22 protein-coding genes and 5 pseudogenes are annotated in these 18360 nt (G+C 68.5%); 7 read left to right on the top strand and 20 right to left on the bottom strand.

Going from position 1 to position 18360, the window contains the following annotated elements:
* Window positions 1-50 precede the first annotated feature (50 nt).
* Window positions 51-317: an Atu4866 domain-containing protein gene (locus OHA64_RS01395; protein WP_405606700.1), complete on the bottom strand. Its 267-nt coding sequence runs from the start codon at window positions 315-317 to the stop codon at window positions 51-53.
* A 139-nt stretch (window positions 318-456) separates the two neighbouring features.
* Between OHA64_RS01395 and OHA64_RS01400 the strand changes: the two genes are divergently transcribed.
* Window positions 457-1293 (top strand): helix-turn-helix transcriptional regulator, encoded by an 837-nt coding sequence (locus OHA64_RS01400; protein ID WP_405606702.1) that lies wholly within the window; start codon window positions 457-459, stop codon window positions 1291-1293.
* A gap of 107 nt (window positions 1294-1400) precedes the next feature.
* Complete coding sequence (locus tag OHA64_RS01405; protein WP_405606704.1) at window positions 1401-1550, top strand: hypothetical protein; 150 nt, start codon at window positions 1401-1403, stop codon at window positions 1548-1550.
* Window positions 1551-1684: 134 nt separating this feature from the next.
* Here the strand turns inward: OHA64_RS01405 and OHA64_RS01410 are convergent.
* Together OHA64_RS01410 and OHA64_RS01415 are read right to left on the bottom strand one after the other, a co-directional pair.
* A pseudogene (locus OHA64_RS01410) lies at window positions 1685-1855 on the bottom strand (transposase); the annotation flags it as partial.
* Between the two features lie 46 nt (window positions 1856-1901).
* Entirely contained in the window at window positions 1902-2216 is a 315-nt protein-coding gene (locus OHA64_RS01415; RefSeq protein ID WP_405606706.1) for a hypothetical protein, read from the bottom strand.
* 947 nt (window positions 2217-3163) lie between these two features.
* On the opposite strand from OHA64_RS01415, the pseudogene OHA64_RS01420 reads away from it, so the two are divergent.
* Window positions 3164-3374 (top strand): annotated as a pseudogene (locus OHA64_RS01420) (Tn3 family transposase); the annotation flags it as partial.
* A gap of 68 nt (window positions 3375-3442) precedes the next feature.
* On the opposite strand, the gene OHA64_RS01425 reads toward OHA64_RS01420, so the two are convergent.
* The 7 genes from OHA64_RS01425 to OHA64_RS01455 all read right to left on the bottom strand — a co-directional run bounded on the left by OHA64_RS01425 (window position 3443) and on the right by OHA64_RS01455 (window position 6552).
* Window positions 3443-3625, bottom strand: a complete 183-nt coding sequence (locus OHA64_RS01425) for a hypothetical protein (RefSeq protein WP_405606708.1) — start codon at window positions 3623-3625, stop codon at window positions 3443-3445.
* A gap of 39 nt (window positions 3626-3664) precedes the next feature.
* A complete protein-coding gene (locus OHA64_RS01430; RefSeq protein ID WP_405623804.1) occupies window positions 3665-4546 on the bottom strand; it encodes an MFS transporter in 882 nt (293 codons plus the stop codon).
* An 82-nt stretch (window positions 4547-4628) separates the two neighbouring features.
* Window positions 4629-4811 (bottom strand): hypothetical protein, encoded by a 183-nt coding sequence (locus OHA64_RS01435; RefSeq protein WP_405606710.1) that lies wholly within the window; start codon window positions 4809-4811, stop codon window positions 4629-4631.
* A 34-nt stretch (window positions 4812-4845) separates the two neighbouring features.
* Window positions 4846-5010, bottom strand: coding sequence for a hypothetical protein (locus OHA64_RS01440; protein ID WP_405606712.1), 165 nt, complete (start codon window positions 5008-5010; stop codon window positions 4846-4848).
* 7 nt (window positions 5011-5017) lie between these two features.
* Entirely contained in the window at window positions 5018-5413 is a 396-nt protein-coding gene (locus OHA64_RS01445; RefSeq protein ID WP_405606714.1) for a transposase family protein, read from the bottom strand.
* Between the two features lie 154 nt (window positions 5414-5567).
* Window positions 5568-6101, bottom strand: a complete 534-nt coding sequence (locus tag OHA64_RS01450) for a GrpB family protein (protein ID WP_405606716.1) — start codon at window positions 6099-6101, stop codon at window positions 5568-5570.
* 268 nt (window positions 6102-6369) lie between these two features.
* Complete coding sequence (locus OHA64_RS01455) at window positions 6370-6552, bottom strand: hypothetical protein (RefSeq protein ID WP_405606718.1); 183 nt, start codon at window positions 6550-6552, stop codon at window positions 6370-6372.
* A 292-nt stretch (window positions 6553-6844) separates the two neighbouring features.
* Here OHA64_RS01455 and OHA64_RS01460 point away from each other — a divergent pair, with 292 nt between their 5' ends.
* Window positions 6845-7408, top strand: coding sequence for a dihydrofolate reductase family protein (locus tag OHA64_RS01460; protein WP_405606720.1), 564 nt, complete (start codon window positions 6845-6847; stop codon window positions 7406-7408).
* Window positions 7409-7574: 166 nt separating this feature from the next.
* Here OHA64_RS01460 and OHA64_RS01465 read toward each other — a convergent pair whose 3' ends face one another.
* The 7 genes and pseudogenes from OHA64_RS01465 to OHA64_RS01495 all read right to left on the bottom strand — a co-directional run bounded on the left by OHA64_RS01465 (window position 7575) and on the right by OHA64_RS01495 (window position 11667).
* Window positions 7575-7736, bottom strand: coding sequence for a hypothetical protein (locus tag OHA64_RS01465; RefSeq protein ID WP_405606722.1), 162 nt, complete (start codon window positions 7734-7736; stop codon window positions 7575-7577).
* 950 nt (window positions 7737-8686) lie between these two features.
* A pseudogene (locus OHA64_RS01470) lies at window positions 8687-8989 on the bottom strand (GNAT family N-acetyltransferase); the annotation flags it as partial.
* 157 nt (window positions 8990-9146) lie between these two features.
* A complete protein-coding gene (locus OHA64_RS01475) occupies window positions 9147-9647 on the bottom strand; it encodes a GNAT family N-acetyltransferase (RefSeq protein ID WP_405606724.1) in 501 nt (166 codons plus the stop codon).
* A 170-nt stretch (window positions 9648-9817) separates the two neighbouring features.
* Entirely contained in the window at window positions 9818-10402 is a 585-nt protein-coding gene (locus tag OHA64_RS01480; RefSeq protein ID WP_405606726.1) for a YrhB domain-containing protein, read from the bottom strand.
* 321 nt (window positions 10403-10723) lie between these two features.
* Window positions 10724-10894, bottom strand: a pseudogene (locus OHA64_RS01485) (IS110 family transposase); the annotation flags it as partial.
* A gap of 31 nt (window positions 10895-10925) precedes the next feature.
* Window positions 10926-11138, bottom strand: a pseudogene (locus OHA64_RS01490) (sugar phosphate nucleotidyltransferase); the annotation flags it as partial.
* A gap of 145 nt (window positions 11139-11283) precedes the next feature.
* Entirely contained in the window at window positions 11284-11667 is a 384-nt protein-coding gene (locus OHA64_RS01495) for a VOC family protein (RefSeq protein WP_405606728.1), read from the bottom strand.
* A gap of 124 nt (window positions 11668-11791) precedes the next feature.
* Between OHA64_RS01495 and OHA64_RS01500 the strand changes: the two genes are divergently transcribed.
* Window positions 11792-12223, top strand: coding sequence for a GNAT family N-acetyltransferase (locus OHA64_RS01500; RefSeq protein WP_405606730.1), 432 nt, complete (start codon window positions 11792-11794; stop codon window positions 12221-12223).
* Window positions 12224-12549: 326 nt separating this feature from the next.
* Here the strand turns inward: OHA64_RS01500 and OHA64_RS01505 are convergent, their stop codons facing one another.
* From OHA64_RS01505 to OHA64_RS01515, 3 genes are all read right to left on the bottom strand, one after another.
* Window positions 12550-13311: a class I SAM-dependent methyltransferase gene (locus OHA64_RS01505; protein ID WP_405606732.1), complete on the bottom strand. Its 762-nt coding sequence runs from the start codon at window positions 13309-13311 to the stop codon at window positions 12550-12552.
* Between the two features lie 267 nt (window positions 13312-13578).
* Window positions 13579-14142 (bottom strand): MBL fold metallo-hydrolase, encoded by a 564-nt coding sequence (locus tag OHA64_RS01510; RefSeq protein WP_405606734.1) that lies wholly within the window; start codon window positions 14140-14142, stop codon window positions 13579-13581.
* Window positions 14143-14203: 61 nt separating this feature from the next.
* Complete coding sequence (locus OHA64_RS01515) at window positions 14204-14815, bottom strand: TetR/AcrR family transcriptional regulator (protein ID WP_405606736.1); 612 nt, start codon at window positions 14813-14815, stop codon at window positions 14204-14206.
* A gap of 186 nt (window positions 14816-15001) precedes the next feature.
* Between OHA64_RS01515 and OHA64_RS01520 the strand changes: the two genes are divergently transcribed.
* Together OHA64_RS01520 and OHA64_RS01525 are read left to right on the top strand one after the other, a co-directional pair.
* Window positions 15002-16657: an amidohydrolase gene (locus tag OHA64_RS01520; RefSeq protein WP_405606738.1), complete on the top strand. Its 1656-nt coding sequence runs from the start codon at window positions 15002-15004 to the stop codon at window positions 16655-16657.
* Between the two features lie 83 nt (window positions 16658-16740).
* A complete protein-coding gene (locus OHA64_RS01525) occupies window positions 16741-18225 on the top strand; it encodes an APC family permease (RefSeq protein WP_405606740.1) in 1485 nt (494 codons plus the stop codon).
* Window positions 18226-18360 lie beyond the last annotated feature (135 nt).

The raw sequence follows: 18360 nt of genomic DNA on the forward strand, positions 1-18360 counted from the left end.
CCGACGGCGGATTCGCCTTCCGGTGACCAGGCGCCGCGGCCCGGCCTCCTCTACGACGACTTCCGCTCCCGGTGGAGCACGAGGTGCTCGTGATGGAGCACTCCGTCCCGGATGTCGCCCGTGGCGGTGAACCCGATGTCGTCGACGTAGTCCAGGTGGCTGCCGGTCACCGTGTACCGGCCGGTGTACGCGCGGCGCCGCTCGCCGCGGGCCTCCACGTAGCGGCCGTCCGGCAGCAGCTCCTGACGGATGTGACCATCCGCGGTCACCCACATCCCGACCACGTCGACGCGGTCGCCCTCAACGGCCCCGGCCATGGCGGACTCCTCTCCTCAAACGGTGCGGTCCTCCCCGCTCCACCGAGTCTGGGCAGGTCAGCGGCCACCAACCAGGACGCTTGCTGCCTGGACGTGCCACACCCAGGCAGCGCACCGGGCCGCCGCCTAGCCTGAACACATGGACGACAACCACCTGGGAGACTTCCTGCGAGCACGCCGCGCCGGCCTGAAGCCGCAGGACGTCGGCATGACGAGCTACGGAGCCCGCAGAGTCGCCGGACTGCGCCGCGAAGAGGTCGCCGTCCTGGCCGGAGTGAACGCCGACTATTACACCCGCCTCGAACAGGGCCGCGAACACAACCCGTCAGCCCAGGTGGTCGACGCGCTCAGCCGCGCGCTGCACCTCGACGAGGATGCCCGCGCGCACCTGTACCGGCTGGCCGGGGCCACCCCAAGGGAACGGCCCTCCGCCCACCTCGCGGAGCGAGTCAGCCCGTCCCTACAACAGCTATTGGACGGCTACCCGAACACGCCGGCATTCGTCATGAGCCGAACCCTGGACCTCCTCGCCGTCAACGCATTGGCCGACGCCCTCTACTCGCCGTTCGCGCCGGCGGACAATCTGGCCCGCATGACCTTTCTCGACCCCGCAGGCCCCGACTTCTACACGGACTGGGACCGAGCAGCACAAGCCACCGTCGCCAACCTCCGCGAGGCCACCGGCTTCGACCCGGACAACCCACGACTGCGCGAACTCGTCAGCACTCTCACCGAGCACAGCGTGGACTTCACCCGCCTCTGGCAGTCCCACACGGTGCGAGGCAAAGCACGGGACGCCAAACACTTCCTCCACCCGGACGTCGGCCCGCTCACTCTCACCCATCAAGCATTCGACGTACGCGAGACGCCCGGCCAACAACTCGTCATCTACCACGCCGAACCAGGAAGCCCCAGCGCCCAGTCCCTCAATCTGCTCGGTTCCATCCACGCCACACGGCGCCAGCCTCACCGCTGACCAGCCGACGGAAACGTGGAGATCGGCGGCGACAGGTCGGCTTCGCCTCCGTGTGTTCAGAGGTGGTCACTCATGAAACACACGGAGGCCCGGCGGTCGCCTGGGTCGTGAGCGACGACTTCAAGCGCGTGGAATCGCACGACTGCCCGATGTCCACCTGCGCCGCCCCCGCGGGCTCCCCGTGCCGGACCGGCAAGGGCAAGGTGGCCATCCAGTACCACACCGCCCGCTTCCGCCTCGTACCCCAACTCGCGTAGGCGCTCAGCGTGCCGATCCCCGCCGTACGCAAGCCGAGTTCGGCGTGCCCGCCCCTACCCGCGCCGGTAAGGGGTGTCCCGTGAATGATCTTTGGGCCCCTCGGGCATGCTTGGCCTTCGTGTGGCCAGCTCGTTCATCCGGCGAGGGCGAGGTTGTGCATCCGGGCGATGCCCCGCATGGCATGGTGGACTCCGGCGCCGTCAAGGCGGCAGTCGCGGAGGATCTTCCAGGTCTTCATTCGGGCGAAGACGTGCTCGACACGGGCGCGGACCTGCTTGTGGGCCTTGTTCTCCCACGTCGGGATCATCGCCCAGGGCCAGCGTGCTCCCCGTCAGCAAGTCCTCCCCGCCTCAGCGGAACTCGTGGACCACCTGGATCTCGCTGACAATGTGGGCGTTGAAGTCGTCCAGCTCCTCGGCCGGAACCCTGAGTTCGAGGATCGTCTGCCCGCCCGCCTGCTGGATGGGATACCGGCTCAAGAACTCCGACTCGACCTCAAAACGAGTGACGAAGCCGGCGCCATCGTGCTTCACGTTCCAGTCCCGCACGATCCTGACCGCGTAGTCCTCGTCGAGGACCGGGTAGAGGATCGGCTGCTCAGGCAGCCGGGGCGGACAGGCATGCCAGTTCAGCTCCCGAACCAGATCCAGCCGTGCACTCAGCACTTACCAGTTTCCGCACCCTGGCCAGCCTCTTGACCAGCAGTTACGGGACAACCCTTAGCTTCCATCGCCGGTTGCAGTCGATTACCGCACTGCCGAGTGAGCGGAAATCTATGTTGGTCGGAGTAGACATCGGATGGTGGCGTGGTTATGGTTTCTCTCGTAGTCGAGATCGATGGGGCCCGGCAGACACGAACTGCCGGCCAGCAGTACCCGCAGTTGCAAGTGCGCAGGACGGTGCGGTGGTGGAGTTCCGAAGCCAGGGTTGTTGCAGGACGGTGACGGGACTGACGACCGGACCGGGTGGCCCGCAGTGATCAGGGGCCGCCGTGAGCGGTACCAGCAGTGCCCAGCAGTGAAGTCAGTGAGCAGCACCTCGGTGAAGGCGTCGGCTGCGGGCGCGCGTGCCGGGAGGTTCGGCAGTGGGGTTCCAAGCCAGAGCAGACGCAGGACGGGCGACGGGGCTGGCTGCCGAAGAGTGGCGCTGTCACAGGCCACGGAGCAGTTCGCATCACCAGCAGTACGCAGTAACCCGCGTGGCAAGTGAGTGATTTCAGAGGGAAGAACGGAGGAGCCAGGCGCCATCAGGATCGCCCGGGCGGACGTCTTGAGCCCGGGTACCGCAGGACATCGATAGTGAGGTGGTCTCCGGTCGAGCAACCGCGATCCCCGCACCCGCCGCCCACCCCCCTGGTGGCGTGCGGACACAGTAGGCCGGCGCAGTGCCAGGGCCGGCAGATGGTGTAGCAGTTCCTTCGGGGCCCTGGTGCCAGTACGGCACCAGGGCCCCTCAACGCGTTCGGCAGAGAGGTGCAAGTGACAGCAGACGACACGTGCGGCCGCCTCGAGGACGACGACAGCCTGGTCGAACAGCCCGGCGCAACCAACCAGCTCATGCGGGAGACCTTCAACTCCACGTCCGCCGAAGCCGGTTGACCAGACGCGGCAGAGCCCTGGCGCTCTTCAACACGAGGTACATGGACGCCGCCGTCACTCAGCTGCGCGAGGACGGGTTCGACGTCCGCGACGAGGACGTGGACCGCCTCTCCCCGTTCGTCCGCCCATCACATCAACATGCTCGGCCGGTATTCCTTCCAACTCCCCGATTTGCCCGGCGGCCTGCGTCCGCTGCGCGATCCGGACGCCGCCGACGCGGAATGACACTCGGTGAGGGGTCGTCAGCGGCGCAGGACGCTGACGACCCCTCACGGGCTCAAGGGGGAGGCGAATCAGGAAACCCAACCAGCGGCCGCCGCCGCGTCGGCGACCCCAGGGACGGTCGGCTTCGCGGGAGCAGGCGGCGTGCGGTAGGCGCGAACGGGGGCATTGGTCGCGGCCACGGCGGCGACCGCCAGGATGGCCGACAGTCCCCCGAAGACCAGGGAGAAGGGGGCAGAGGTGACCGACGCCAACAGGCCACCACGGACAGGCCACCACGGAAGTTGCCGAGTTCAGGGCCCGCGACACCGATGACGTGTTCTACCGAGGAGACCCGGCCCCCGGTACGCGTCCGGGGTCTCCAATTGGACCAGGGCGCTGCGGGTGACGACAGACACGGTGTCGGCGGCGCCCGCCACGGCCAGGCAACCGAGCGCCGGCCACAGCGGCCCCGTCAGGCCGAAACAGGCCAGTGCCAGGCCCCAGACCCCGGCTGCGGACAGCTGTACCAGGCCGCTGCGGCGCCAGCGCGTCACCGTGCCGGAGAGCAGACCGGCCGTGATTCCCCCGACCGCGACGGCCGAGAGGAACAGGCCGAGGGTCTGCGGGTTTCCCCCGAAGCGGATCTCGTTGACCAGCGGGAAGAGTGCGATCGGCATGGCGAGCAGCGTTGCGGACAGGTCGGTGGCCATCGAGCCCCACAGCGTCGGGCGGCGCAGGGTGATCCGCCAACCGCCACGCTCCGGCCGGCGCCTGTCGCCTGCCGCGTCGGCGCCTTCGGGCCGCATGGCAGGCAGACGGATCACCGCGAGCATCGAGACTGCCATGGCCACGGCCTGGGCGGCGTATGCGGCGGAAAAATCCCAGCGGGCGATGATCAGCCCGGCCATCGCGGGACCGGCCAGCATCGCTGCCTGGAAGGAGACGTTGGTCAGCGCGAGCCCGGCCGCGACCTGGTCGCCCGGCAACAGCCGGACCGGGAAGGTGCGCCGGGCAGGAGCTCCGAGAGCACTGCAACTCGTCCCCACGGCAACCAGGGCGAGCAGCAGCAACACGTTTCGGTTCTCCGTCAGGGCCTGGGCACACAGCCCTGCGGAGGCCCGTAGTTGGCCCGCGGTGGTGGCCCGCACCACCGCACGGCGGTCAACAGTATCGGCCAACGTTGCTGTGATAATCGGGGCTCGTGATCAATCGCCTACGACTCGGTACGCGATTGAGCTTGGGGCGGGCCGGCCTGGCGGTTCGGCCAGTGGATGATCAGCAGGCGGCCTTCCGGGCGCGCACGAGTTCGGTGCTCGTGCGCCGCCGAGTAGGCCTGCGGGCTGCGCGATCGGATACCAGTCCGGCGATGGCCGCGTGCGTCTCGGCGTAGGACTCGCGGCGGCCGAGGTAGCGCTGGAGCGGCCGCCACTTCTTCTCCTCGCCGATGGTGTGCTCCACGCAGATCCGTGCCGAGGACTGTTGTCGACGCGCCTCACGCCAGGCGTACCTCTCGCCCAATCACATCGTCCTTCGGCGTGCGCGGCGGTGCCTGGACTTGGTGAGGGAAGTCGTTGGCGAGGCCCCGGTAACCCCTGTCGACCTTCGGCTTGACCTGCGGATGGAGTTGCAGTTGCTCGGCGATGCCCTCGGTGCGCATCGTGGGATCATGCATCCGCCCGGGTCGGTCGGCCCCGGACCACAGCAGGCGCCCCGCGGCCGGCCCGGCCGGCCCTGGGACGGCGGACCTGGGTCTCTGTGCCGTCGATGCGCAGCGCGACGCCTTCTGCCTGGGCGTAGGCGAAGACATCGGCCAAAGTACGCAGGCGGATGCCGGGCCGGTCAGGGACGGCGAAGCCGCTGCAGGCCAGCAGCGGGCGGATCTCGCGGATGGCGCGGGTGCTGGTTGGGCGGGTCACGCCGTACAGCTCAGCCAGTGCCGCGTGCGGCAGCTGCAGACGCAGGTGGACCACGGTGACCAGGACCCTGTCGGTGAAGACCAGCCTGTGATCCGGCCCGGCTCTGGCGGCCCGCTTGCGCTCTCCGCCACGGCGCTCACGCAACTCGGACTCACATCGCCCCAGCCAAGGGTCGGCCAACTCCTCGATCAGAACGGCGAGATGTGCACGATCAAGGCAGCAGAAGACAGGATGAGACAAGGCCGCACGAGCTCGGTAATGCGTCACAACATCACCAACCCGTGCGGTCCATCTCGCGTCACGGTTCGCCAGCGGCCCGAGCGGCGTAGGATTTCGCGACCAGTTCCTCCACCACAGCGCTCTTCGCCGTCGAGTAGTCCCGCCTGCCTTCGATGTCGGCATGGAACCGCTCTGCCAAAGCCACCTTCAACGCGCTGTAGCGCAGGACTTCATCGGGCCGCTGACGCAGGTAGTCACGGAGCAAGACGTGATCAAGGTGGGGTCTGGAATGTGCGATCACGCCGTAGAGGTGATGTTCGGGAGCCGCAGGAGGGGCTTGGAAAGCCTCCCGCCCCGGAATCCCCAGATCGCCTTCGTGGCGGTAGCCCTGCGCGGTTAGCCGCAAGATCAGCTCGGGCATGGCTGCCTCCTCGGCGACCACAATGTCGAGGTCGATGATCGGCTTGGCGGCGCAGCCGGGCACGGCTGTACTTCCGACATGCTCGATGGATACAGCCAGGTCCGCGACATGAGGTGCAAGCCGGTGCCGCAGGTCCTCAAAGCGCCCGGGCCATCGGGGGTCGTAGTCGCGGACCACGATCATGCCAGTCATGCCGGCAGTCTCGCAGGACCGCCAGGGCCCACTCCCCCGCCGCCCGATCCGCACGGGCACGGCGCGAGGCCGCTGCGTGGGAGGTGTCCCTTCACGGCGTCCCTGGACACGAGCCACCTCGACGCGCAGGGCGTGGCCTACAGCGCCGACCGGACCCACTCCGGTGGCCATGGCCACCGAGGGGCCGGACCTCCGCGAGGCGTGAGCCCGTGCCGTGCCTCGTGGGTGCCCGCCCCGAGCCGGTGGTCCGGGCGCGCAAAGAGGCGGTTCAGCGCGTGCGGGGCGGGGTCATGCTGGCGTGGAGCAGGGCCGCGCGGTTGAGTTCGGCGCCCTGCTTGTGTTCCTCGTTGAACAGGGCGGTCAGACCCTTGGGGGCAGCGCTTCGACCGGCCTGTCTCAGATTGGTGGCCGACCGGCCGGCGAGTGGCCATCGGATGTGAGATTCGGCCACGGAATCTGAGATCCCACAACATGTGGAGGGTCTCGCCGCTCGTGACATGTCGATCTTGCGTGACCTGGGCGTTCTTGGCTGTCTCACGGCCTTGTCACCCATGATCAGTCTCAAAACCGTGGCATTTCCTCGCGAGGGCGAGGTCGGGATCAGGCGGCTTGCCCGTGTCGGCCGAGTACACCACGCTGAGCCCCGAGCACGAGGACTACCGGCGAGCCCAGATCGCGCACCGATGAGTTTCCCGCACCGCGCAGGTCCATACGCCGGACACCCACGGACGGAAGGCTAGGCCATGCGGAAACTGATCTACGGCATGAACCTGACCCTGGACGGCTACATCGCCGCGCCCGGCGACGACATCGGCTGGGGCGTGCCGAGCGACGAGCTGTTCCAGTTTTGGTCCGACCAGTTGCAGGCGACCGACCTGACGCTGTACGGGCGCAAGCTGTGGCAGACGATGAGCTCCTACTGGCCGACCGGCGACCAGCAGCCCAACGCCACCCCGGCGGACATCGAGTTCGCGCGCCGCTGGCGGGACATGTCGAAGGTGGTGTTCTCCTCGACGATCGACAAGGTCGACTGGAACACCCGCCTGGTCACCGGCGACGCGGTCGCCGAGATCACCCGGCTCAAGGCCGAGGACGGCGGCCCGATGGACATCGGCGGCGCGACCGTCGCCGGGGCGGCCATGCGGGCCGGGCTGATTGACGAGTACGTGCTGGCCACCGTGCCGGTCCTGGTGGGAGGCGGCACACCGTTCTTCACCGCGCTGGACAACTGGGTGAACCTCAACCCGGTGGAGACGCGGACGTTTCCCGGCGGCGTGGTCCTGACCAGGTACGAGACGAGGCGCTGAGCAGCAGCACCCACGCGCTAGTCTCACGGCGATGTCGTATACGACATCGGTACGACCCGGCTCGTGTCACATGCCGCCGCTGTGACTTGGGGCTTTCAACCCTGTCTCACCACATGTCGGGGATTAATCCGTCTCACGACGGTGGCGGATCCCAGAGCTGGGCTCGTCACTCGTCTTCGTCGTCGAAGTCGTGAGGCGGGATGGTCCATCGCATCACCATCTCGCCCGCCTCGTCGGCTTCGAGCGTGACCGGATAGACCTGGCCAGCGTCCCGCTCGCCGCGGTGCCTGATCGAGTGGTCGCCCTGGTCCCATTCGATGCCGAGCACCTGACAATCGCCAACGTCGATCGCGCCGACGTGGAGCGGATGGTGCCACCCGGCCCGCTGGAAGCGGTGGAAATCGGTGTGCTCGTCGACCGAGACAATGAGGCCCTTGCCAGTTGGAGGCGGTCGCGCCAGGCGGTGAGTTCGGCCGCACGTGCGGCCGCCTCAGCCACCGGGAGGTCCAGCCACCCGTGTGGCTCGTCGACGCCGTACCGCGCGATCCGCTCACCACCGAACTGCTCATGCGCGTCGTCCGCGTACAGGCCCCAGTAGAAGACATCGGCGAGCCCGTCGGCCGGCTCGTCGTCCATTCCCGTCCACACGTGCAGCCCTGCGGCGTCGCCGACAACCATGCCGCACCGGTCGACGAGCAGGTTTCCGAGCCGGACGGGTACCGACCGGTCCGTGGTATCGGGCCAGAGACGACCGAGGCTGATCTCCAAGGTCGCGATCGTCGGTTCCCCGTCGAACGGAGACGGCAAGGTGCTCGCCCGCACTCTCAAAGGCCGATCGGCCGCTGCCGGAACCGCAGCCGCCTCGCACAACCACTCACGAAGGTGACCCCCTCCGTTTGCCGCAGCCGTCCTTGCGGGCTCGGACAGGGGCTGCCCCAGTTCTCGCCACTGGTCGATTCCCCCGGCCATGCCAAGCACCAGCACACCAGACGGCGCATTGACAGTTCCCACGTCGACGAACGTCCAGACATGCGCCGATTGTGTCTTCCCTGTACAACAAGTGTCCGCGCAGGGTGTCGGATGCCTGCCGCTCGAGACGGACGCGGTGCCGGTCGGCCGCCGCTTCGGGCAGCAGACGGCGGTGGGTGCGAATCGAACATTCACCAGTTTCGACAGCACCTGCACCGACCCGCCGGGTACTCAACGGCGCCTGGGACAGGCCGCTGGGCGACGACTGCCTGGCCGGCGCCCGTTGCGCAAGCGCCGCTGGACGCTGGCTCAGAGGCCCTTTCGCATGAGAACGCACATCGTCTCGTGGCGACGGATCGACCCGTCGGGCCCTTCCTCGTCCCAGGCTTCCGGTTCGCGGCCGTGTGCGACGTAGCCCAGGCGCTCGTACAGGGCGCGCGCCCGGGGGTTGGCCTCCTCCACCGCGAGTTCGGCCCTGCGCAGCCCGCGGTGCCGGATCCGCTGTTCGGCAGCGCGGACGAGCAGCGTTCCCAAGCCGCAGGACTGCAGCGCCGACAGCACGGCGAGCTGCCACAAAGTTCCGGCTTCCTCGAAGACCTCGTAGTCGATACCGCTGGCTCTGAACGGCTTCTCTGGCCCCAGAAGAACGAGTCCTGTGGCCCCAGGGGACGTGATCGGGAAATGAGTGTTCGTCAGAAGTGGCCCCAGGGGGCGGTCCACGATGGCCGCGCAGAGGCGGGGGTCGGTGAAGGTCTTGGTCTAATGTGCCCTACGGCAGCGAGCGTGTGAGCCACACCAGTTCGCCACTGTCTTCGGTCGAGACGTGGTCGCGCTCGAACCCAAGCTTTTCGAGGACGCGAAACGACGGCGCGTTCCAGGGACGCACAGTCGACCAGAGCCGTTTCCGCCCAGTCGCGATCGCCGCGTCGAGTACCGCGGACGCCGCCTCGGTGGCATAGCCCTGTCCGTGTACGCGCCGGAACAGCTCATAGGCGATCTCCGGCTCGTCAACGGAAGTCCGACCGACGGTGAGCCCGCAATACCCGATGAAGTCGCCCGCATCGCGGCGGATGACGGGCAGCAGAGCGATCCCTGTCAGTGCCAACGCAGCGCGCTGATCCTCGATCATCCGCCGGTTGTCCTCGATCGACGGCATGCCGCCACCCCGTTCGGCGACGAGCGCGCGATGGGCGTCGATGTCGGGATCCGTCCACTGACGCAACGTCATCCGAGCGGTGTCGAGTCGGAGCGACATTGGCGAATACGGCATGACGACACCTTACCGACGCCATTCTGTGGTGCCGGACTGCGCGGGAGTCCTCATCACGACACCCGGATGCAGCGCATCCACCACCCCTACGACGGTGGCACCGACGTCTTCCTCGCTACGTCCGACGAGCGGGACCGGATGCGCGATCGCCATGCCGACTGGCTTTCCCGTCACCTGTCAGGCCTCTGACCGGCTCGAATCGCCGCCCCATTCAGAATGGTCTCCACCGCAAGCACCGGGTTGAGAGGCTCCACGAGTTTCTTGGTGGCGACGGCCACGAGGCGCGCGGGTGCATCACCCTCCTGCAACGCGCTCACGTACTCGATGGCCTCCGCAGGCGAGAGCACAGGCAGCCTCTGGCGCAGTGTCCGCACAGCGTGCATGCGTCCGCGAGCAGCGGCGACTTTGCGGAGCACCTCGTGTAAATCGTCCACCGCGGTGCGCACGGGCAGCCCACGTATACGGGCTCGGTAGTCGTCCTGCCATGCCCCGGTCACCGCGGAGACGACGCCGACCTGATGCAGTCCCCCGTCGACACGGTCGACCAGGTACGGCCCGTTGCCTGCGAGCATGAACTCCGGATTCCGAGTGCGCACGAACTCCTCGGACGTCCAGTAGACGATCCACACCAGTTCGTGCTCCTCGACGTCCACCACAGCCATGCGCAGTGCCTGCGCACCCCCAGCACGCCACCTTTGATAGTCGCGCTCCAGTTGTTCCTCGACGGCCCGAACTGCGACTTCTCGCTCGATCACGCCTGCAGCATCCCGTACGGGCCCAGGACCGGCCAGTGATTTCCCGCGGCCCGTAGGGCCAGCTTCCTGACCTCCTTCCCCAGGAATACGGCAACTGCGGAACAAGTGCTCTGCGCCAGTATCCAAGAGGCTCGGGTGCTGCCTGGAGTGCTTCGACGGCACACCCGTTGGCTCCCGCAACTGCATGACTTCCCCGGCCTCCGGCACGTACCGGCTGGCCGCGTAACGCGAACCCCGTCCCGGCCACACAGGCTGGGACGGGGCCCCGGGCGGCCGCCCGCTCCCTCACCCATCGAGATCAGGAGAATCTCAATGACGAAGTCAAGCCGTCTGCGTGACCGGTGGGACGGAGGTGAAGATCCTTTTGTCACGCAGCATCGCCCAGAGCACGTCGACCCGGCGTCGGGCGAGAGAGAGCAGGGCCTGGGTGTGCAGCAGGCCCTCGGACCGCTTCTTGAGGTAGTAATCCCGGGAGGGCCCGGGGCGCATCACCTCGGCGGCTCAGTGGGGCGCGCAATTCACTGTCGTCTCCGTAGTACCGCTGGATCTGCGTGCTGCCCTTGCGCACCACGATCGCGATCTCTTCGACCCCGGCAGCAGCACATTCACGGACGAGGTAGTCGATCGTGGGCCGACGGCCGATGGGCAACATCGCCTTCTCGATCACCTTCGTGATCGGGAACATACGCGTACCCAGTCCTGCAGCGGCGATGACGGCCTTGCGGACAGCGGTCACAGTAGGATTCCCTTACGTCGTGACTTCAGGGACGCCAGGAACGGCCAGGCCATCCGCCGGCACGAGCCGTGCATCATGCAATGCGTGGCGCCACCCGCTATGACCGGCCGGATCTGATTCCGCGGTACGGGCAAGTCAGCGGGCGTCAGGAACCCATCGCGGCTCGGTCGGACTCGCTGCGAAGAACGCAGAATTCGTTGCCTTCGGGGTCAGCAAGGACTGCCCAGCCAGAGCCATCGGGGTTCCGGTGATCGGTGACAAGGGTGGCACCGAGGCCGAGCAGCCGTTCCACTTCCTGCTCACGCGATGTCTCAGGGCGCAAACACAGATGGATCCGGTTCTTGATCTTCTTGGACTCGGGCACCTCGTTGAAGTGCAGCACCGGGCCCTCCGCCAGCAGCACCTGAGTTTCCCGGTCACCCGGTTTGTCCTCCGGATGCAGTGGACGGCCAGTCACTCTGCTCCAGAACCGGGCCAGCTCGTAGGCATCCGCACAGTCAATCGCCACGTTCTGCAATACCGAAACCATGCGCGTGAGCCTTCCTCACTTCCACTCTGGACGCCACCGAGTTGCGCTCAGCCTTCGCGCACACAGCTCAGGCGCATGGCAGCGCTTTCGATACACGCGCCAGCGGAGGAGGCAGGATGTGGCCGTGATCACGCAGATATCGCGAGACGACTTGCCGCTGCTTGAGAGAGCGGTCCGCCATTTTCGGGGAGTTGAGGATGCTGATGTGGTGCGGGCGTTCGGTGACACGCCCTCCGCACTGGCCTTCGTGGCGGCTGATGAGACAGAGATCCTTGGGTGGTGCTGGGGGCACCATCTCGCGCGCCCGGACTCGGCTCCGATGCTCTATGTCCACCAGCTTGAGGTGGCTGAGTCCCATCGCCGAGAGGGCATCGGTCGGGATCTCCTTCGCGCCTTCATGGAGGTCGGCGTGAAGGCTGGGGCCACGAAGATGTCTTTGACCACGGGGGCGGAGAACGTGGCGGCCCGGTCGCTCTACGAGTCCCTTGGAGGCGGGCTTGCTGCGCAAGGCCCCACAGTGAACTACTGGTTTCTCCTGGACCCGCATCAGCGATGAGTGCGGCATGAGGCGTCGTTGTGCGCGTCGAGGTTGATCGTCTTCATGAGTTGGGTCAGGGGTGGGGGCGGGCGCCATGGACGGCGACCCGGACATCGTCTGCACCGTCCACGGCGACGGCGTCGACGACGACCAGGACGACGACCCCGAGGGCCGCGCGGACCTGGAAGCACAGTTCGCGGACGCGGTCGCATGAGCCACGCGGCCGACGGCCCGCACCCGCACCCGCTCACCTGGCCGAGCTCCCGGCCCATCACGATCCACCTGGAGTTCTGACTCACCCTCATGCCGTCTCCGGAATACCTGCTGATCAGGCGGCGGAGCTGTCAGCCTGCCAGCCGAGCTTTCCAGATCTCCTCGCTGGGCCATCGCCGGGCCCAGTCGGCGGAAACTTCATCGTAGTCACGTGCAGGCTGGGGTGCCTGAATCTCCATCAGATCTTCAACGACGAAGCCGCAGGACCGCAGCAGACGGAGCATCTCACCGTGCGGCAGGACGAACTCCACGTGATTCCCCCAGTCCAGCCGCGTCAGGCCGAATTGGCCGCGGGACAAAGTGGTGGAGGCCGGCCCCGCGGACGGTACACACAGCGCGAACAGCGGTGAGTAGCGCGAGAACACCAGCCGGCCTCCGGGAACAAGAAGCCGGGCTGCCTCCGGGATCCACCGGTACGGGTCGCACCACAGCGAGGCGCCGTACTCGCTGATCGCCAGCCCGAACGTGTCGTCCTCGTAGGGCACCTTCTCGGCATTGCCCAGGACAAGGGGGAAGTCGATGCCGAACTCCGCCTGCATCGCGCGAGCAGTGGCGAGTTGCTTCTCCGAGACGTCGATCCCTACCGGGCGGGCCCCCGCTCTGGCCAGCCAAGCGGAAACGTAGGCAGTACCGCAGCCCAGCTCAATGGTGCGCATCCCGTCGATACCGTCGGGAAGCAAGGAAACCTGCGACTCAGGGGTGGCCCACAATCCCCAGGACGGTTCCACCTGCGCCCAGTGATCACGGGCGAGCGGCCCGTGCCACGCAGCCGCCTCGTCATCCCAAAAACGCCGGTTCTGTTCCACATGGTCCGCCGGGCCGTCATGAGTCATGCAGACATTCGATCGAAGACGCTGCTGTCCCGGCAACGAAATTTCCACAGCGCCAGCCCCCTCGAGACGCGCGGCAGGCACGACGGCCAGGTAGGCACCACCACCCGACCGCGAGCGCCAGCACACGTCAGTCTTCTTGAAGGGCTCCAAAGCCCGGATCAACGGAGGACGTTGTGCTGGGCGCCGGCGGTCGGCATCGAGGCCGACAGCTGACCGGCGAAGGTCAGCTGGACGAAAATAGCCGCTACCGAGTATGGGCGGTGCGGGCTAGATGGGGGTGGTGGGCGACGGGGCGAAGGGCGCGCCGTGACCGGGCACGATCAGGGCGGGGTTCAGGGCCAGAACCTTCTCGCGGGCGGCGCGCAGTTGGTCGCGGTCGGGGGCGAAGGGGTCGTCGGCCGGGCCCTCGGCGCTCCACCACAGGTGGGTGAGGACCACCAGCCCCTGGTCGGTCGTGGCGAGGGTGCTGATGTCCTCGGGGGTGTGGCCGGGGGTCGTCATGAGGGTGATGGAGGGGGAGATCGCGTAGCCGTCGGCGTCCCGGTCCTCCCAGATGTCGTCGCGGTAGACGGCCATGTGGTCGTGGAAGCGGGCTTTCGGGAAGAGGGCGGCGTTCAGGGTGTGGTCCGGGTGGTGATGGCTGAAGACCACGTCGGTCACCTCTCGGGGTTCGATGCCGAGTTCGGCGAGCGGGCCGAGGATGAGCCGGCGGTCGGCGACCATGCCGGGGTCGACGACGGCCACCGTGTCGTCCTCGGTGAGCAGGGTGACGGTGCCTGCGACGCGGTCGTGGGCGTAGCCGGTGGTCAGAACGTGAAACGCGGCGGGCATGATCGGCTCCTGGGGATCTGGTCGTCGTGGGGCACCGCTCGACCGGACTTTCGGGCTTCCCTCAGTGGTTGAGCAGGTCACGGAAGCCGGTGAGCAGGGCGCGCAGGCCGATATCGAAGGCGTGTGCGGCCCGGCTGTGGTCGGTGGGTGTGTGGTCGAGGGCGGTGCTGAGGTGCGGGGTGGTCTCGCGGGCGACGTCGGAAAGCATCACGGGGGGCGCCACGAGGTCGAGGGCGGAGCCGAGGACGAAGCTCTCCAGGGCGGTGATCACTGGCATGACCCGGGGCGCGGGGAAACCGCCTGCGATGAGGAGTTCGGCGACCTTCTCGTACATCGTGTGCATGAAGGGTTCGGCGAGCGGTGCGGTGGCGAGGAGCGGGACCGCGCCCGGGTGGGCGGCGAAGGCGGAGAGGTAGGTGCGTGCCCAGTCCTCCAGGCCGCGTTCCCAGGGTTGTGACCAGTCCTTGTCGCCGCCGGTCGTGAGCACGAGTTCCTCGCGCATGAGGGAGATGATGTCGTCCCGCCCGGACACGTGGTGGTAGAGCGCGGAGGGCGCCACGCCGAGAGCCCTGGCGAGGGCGGGGATGGTCAGGGTGCCCTTCTCGTCCGCCAGTCTCAGTGCTGCGGCACCGATGCGCCGACGGTCGAGCAGGGGGGTGCGTGGCCGTCCCACGGTCGCTCCTCGCTGTTGTGCGGCGGGTCCGAGCCCGTACGGAGTGCACAGCGCCCGTCGTGACCCATCCGTTACCGAATGTCTTTCGGTAAAACTCTTTCCGTTGCCGCGGGCGGCGCCTACATTACCCGAAACCGAACGCCTTTCAGTTAAGCGGTCGGGTGAGAGAAGGGCACCGTCACATCCATGCATGCCGACATCGTCTTCATCGGTGGGACCGTCCGTACGGGGGCCCCGGGCGCCCCCGTCCACGAGGCCCTCGCCGTCGTGGACGGCCGGATCAGCGCCCTGGGGACGGCTGCGCTGGCCGCCCGGGGTCCTCACACCACCGTCGTCGATCTGGCGGGCGGCGCGCTGCTCCCCGCCTTCGGCGACAGCCATGTGCATCCGGTGATGGGCGGGCTGGGACTGCACGGGGTTCCGGTCCGGGACCGCGACAGTGCCGAGGACATAGTGGAGGCCGTACGGCACTGGGCCGAAGAGCACCCCGACACCGAGTGGATCAGCGGCGACGGCTTCGACCCGTGGCTGGCACCCGACGGCCGGTTCGACGCCCGGTGGCTGGACGCCGCCGTCCCCGACCGCCCGGTCGTGCTGCGCACCATGGACCACCACACGGCATGGGTGAACAGCGAGGCCCTGCGCCGCGCCGGGTACACGGCGGACACACCCGATCCCGACGGCGGAGAGATCCTGCGCCGGGAGGGGTCCACACAGCCGCTGGGGACCCTCCGCGAGTTCGGCGCCCTGAGCCCCGTACTCGCCCTCATCCCCCCGGCGTCCCACGAGAAGCAGGTCGCCGCCCTGCGCGAAGCCGCCGCCCGGTTCGCCTGCGCCGGCGTGACCTGGGTGCAGGACGCCTGGGTCGAACCGCACCACACCGACGTCTGGATCACCGCAGCGACCACCGGGCCTGGACTACCCGTCCGCGCCGACCTCGCCTTCGTCCTGAAACCCGACGGCTGGCGCGAGCGGATCGCCCGGTTCGCGGCCGACCGGCACCGGGTGCAGAGCGCGGCGCCCGGGCTGCTCACCGCCCGTACCGTCAAATTCTTCGCCGACGGTGTCATCGAGGCCGGCACCGCCGCCCTGCTGGAGCCCTACACGGACTGCCCGCACTCGCACGGCATCGCCAACTGGTCGTCCCGGGAACTCACCGAGGCCGTCTCCGCGGTGGACGCGCTCGGATTCCGGCCGCACATCCACGCCATCGGCGACGGAGGGGTCCGCACCGCCCTCGACGTGATCGAGGCCGCGGCCCGGGCCAACGGCCCCCGTGACCGCCGCCCCGTCATCGCCCACGCCCAGCTGATCCACCCCGCCGACCTGCCACGCTTCGCCGAACTCGGGGTGATCGCCAGCCTCCAGCCGCTGTGGGCCCAGTCGGACCCCCTGATGACCGAGCTCACCCTGCCGAGGATCGGCCCCGAGCGCGGCGGGCGGCAGTACCAGATCGCCGCCCTGCTCGCCTCCGGCGCCCGGGTCTCCTTCGGCAGTGACTGGCCGGTCACCGCCCACGAGCCACTGCGGGGCATCGCCACCGCCGTGACCCGCCAGACGCCCGACGGGACTCCTGAGGGCGGCTGGCTTCCCGAGGAGCGGATCGACATCGAGACCGCTCTGACCGGCTACTCCGCCGGATGCGCCCATCAGGCGTTCGAAGAGGAGGAATGGGGCGTGCTGCGCCCCGGCATGCGCGCCGACCTGGTGCAACTCGCCGCCGACCCGGTCGGGACCGCACCCGCCGCGCTCGCGGGCCTGCACGTCCTGGGCACCTGGCTCGCCGGCCGGCCCACCCACCAAGCCGCCCCTTCCGAACACGTTCCCGCCGCAGGACGATAGCCGTCCGTCGTCGCCACGACCGGCTCCGCGTGTCCGGGACACCACGCTCGCTCCCTCATCACACCCATCACGCGGAGACCTCCATGACCGAGCCCCACGTCCCCACCGCAGCCCAACCCCCATCCCCGCAGCCCGCAGGGCCCGAGACAGGCCCCCGTCTCCAGCGCGGCACCCTCGGCGTCGCCGACATCGTCTTCTTCGTCGCCGCCGCGGCCGCCCCGCTCACCGTGATGGCCGGCGTCGCCCCTCTCGCCATCCTCTTCGGCGGCATCGGAGCCCCGGCCGCCTATGTCGGCGTCGGCGTGCTGCTGTGCCTGTTCGCGGTCGGCTTCACCGCGATGACGCCGTACATCCGCAACGCCGGAGCGTTCTACTCGTACATCGCCCGCGGCCTCGGCCGCCCGGCCGGGCTCGGCGCGGCCCTGCTCGCCCTGTTCTCCTACAATGCCCTGCAGATCGGCCTGTTCGGGGCCTTCGGCTTCTTCTCCGCCTCCACCGTGAACGACCTTCTCGGCATCGACCTGCCCTGGCCGGTGTACGCCTTCGCGGGGATCGCCGTCGTGTGGTTCCTCGGCTTCCGCTCGATCAACTTCGGCGCCAGAATCCTCGCCGTCCTCCTCGTCGCGGAGACGGCCGTCCTGGTGCTGCTCGCCGTCGCGATCCTCGTCAAGGGCGGCGCGAACGGGCTGACCCTGGACTCCTTCGCCCCCTCCAACGTCTTCATCTCGAAGATGAGCGGTCCGCTGGGCCTTGCCGTCGCGGCCTTCATCGGCTTCGAGGCCACCGCCATCTACCGCGAGGAGGCCCGGCACCCCGACCGCACCGTCCCCCGCGCCACCTACCTCGCCGTCGGCTTCCTCGGCCTCTTCTACACCTTCATCACCTGGGTCATCGTGCAGGCCTTCGGCAGCGATCAGGCGGTCGGGGCAGCCGCGCACAACCCGGCCGAGATGTTCTTCACCGCCATGACCCGCTACGTCGGCGGCTGGGCCACCGACCTCCAGCGCATCCTGATCGTCACCAGCCTGCTGGCCGCGCTGCTCTCCTTCCACAACGCCATCACCCGCTACGCCTACGCGCTGTCCGCGGAACGGGTCGCTCCGGCCGTGCTGGGCCGGGTCCACCCGCGCCACGGCTCGCCGTGGGTCGCCGGCATCGTCCAGAGCGCCCTGGCCGTCGTGGTCGTCGCTGTCTTCGTCGCCATCGGCGTCCACCCCTACAACCAGTTCTTCCTCTGGGTGAACACCCCCGGCGTGGTCGGCATCCTGGTCCTGCAGGCGCTGGCCGCCTTCGCCGTGGTGGCCTTCTTCCGCCGCAACCCCGCCACGCGGGGCGAGGGACGCCTGCGCACCCTGGTCGCACCAGCCGCCGCAGGCATCCTCCTCACCCTGACCACGGGGCTGGTCTGCGAGCGCCTCGACCTGTTCACCGGTGCCGGTCCGGCCGTCAACTGGACGCTCGCCGCGCTCACCCCGGCCCTGTTCCTGACAGGCGTGTTCGTCGCCCTCCGCACCCGCCGCACCAGGCCCGACGTCTACGCCAAGCTCGCCACCACCGACATCGACTGACCGACGCCGCCGGGCCCCGGTACACGCGGGCGACTCCCCGCCCGCGGCGGACCACGTCCGTCCCGCGTCGCGTCCGCCGTGCCGCTTTGCGCAGGAGGGAGGGTGCGCGTTCCGTACGAGGCATGCGCACGGCCA

It is taken from the genome of Streptomyces sp. NBC_00076, from assembly GCF_045041235.1.
In the GTDB taxonomy this organism is placed as follows: Bacteria; Actinomycetota; Actinomycetes; order Streptomycetales; family Streptomycetaceae; genus Streptomyces.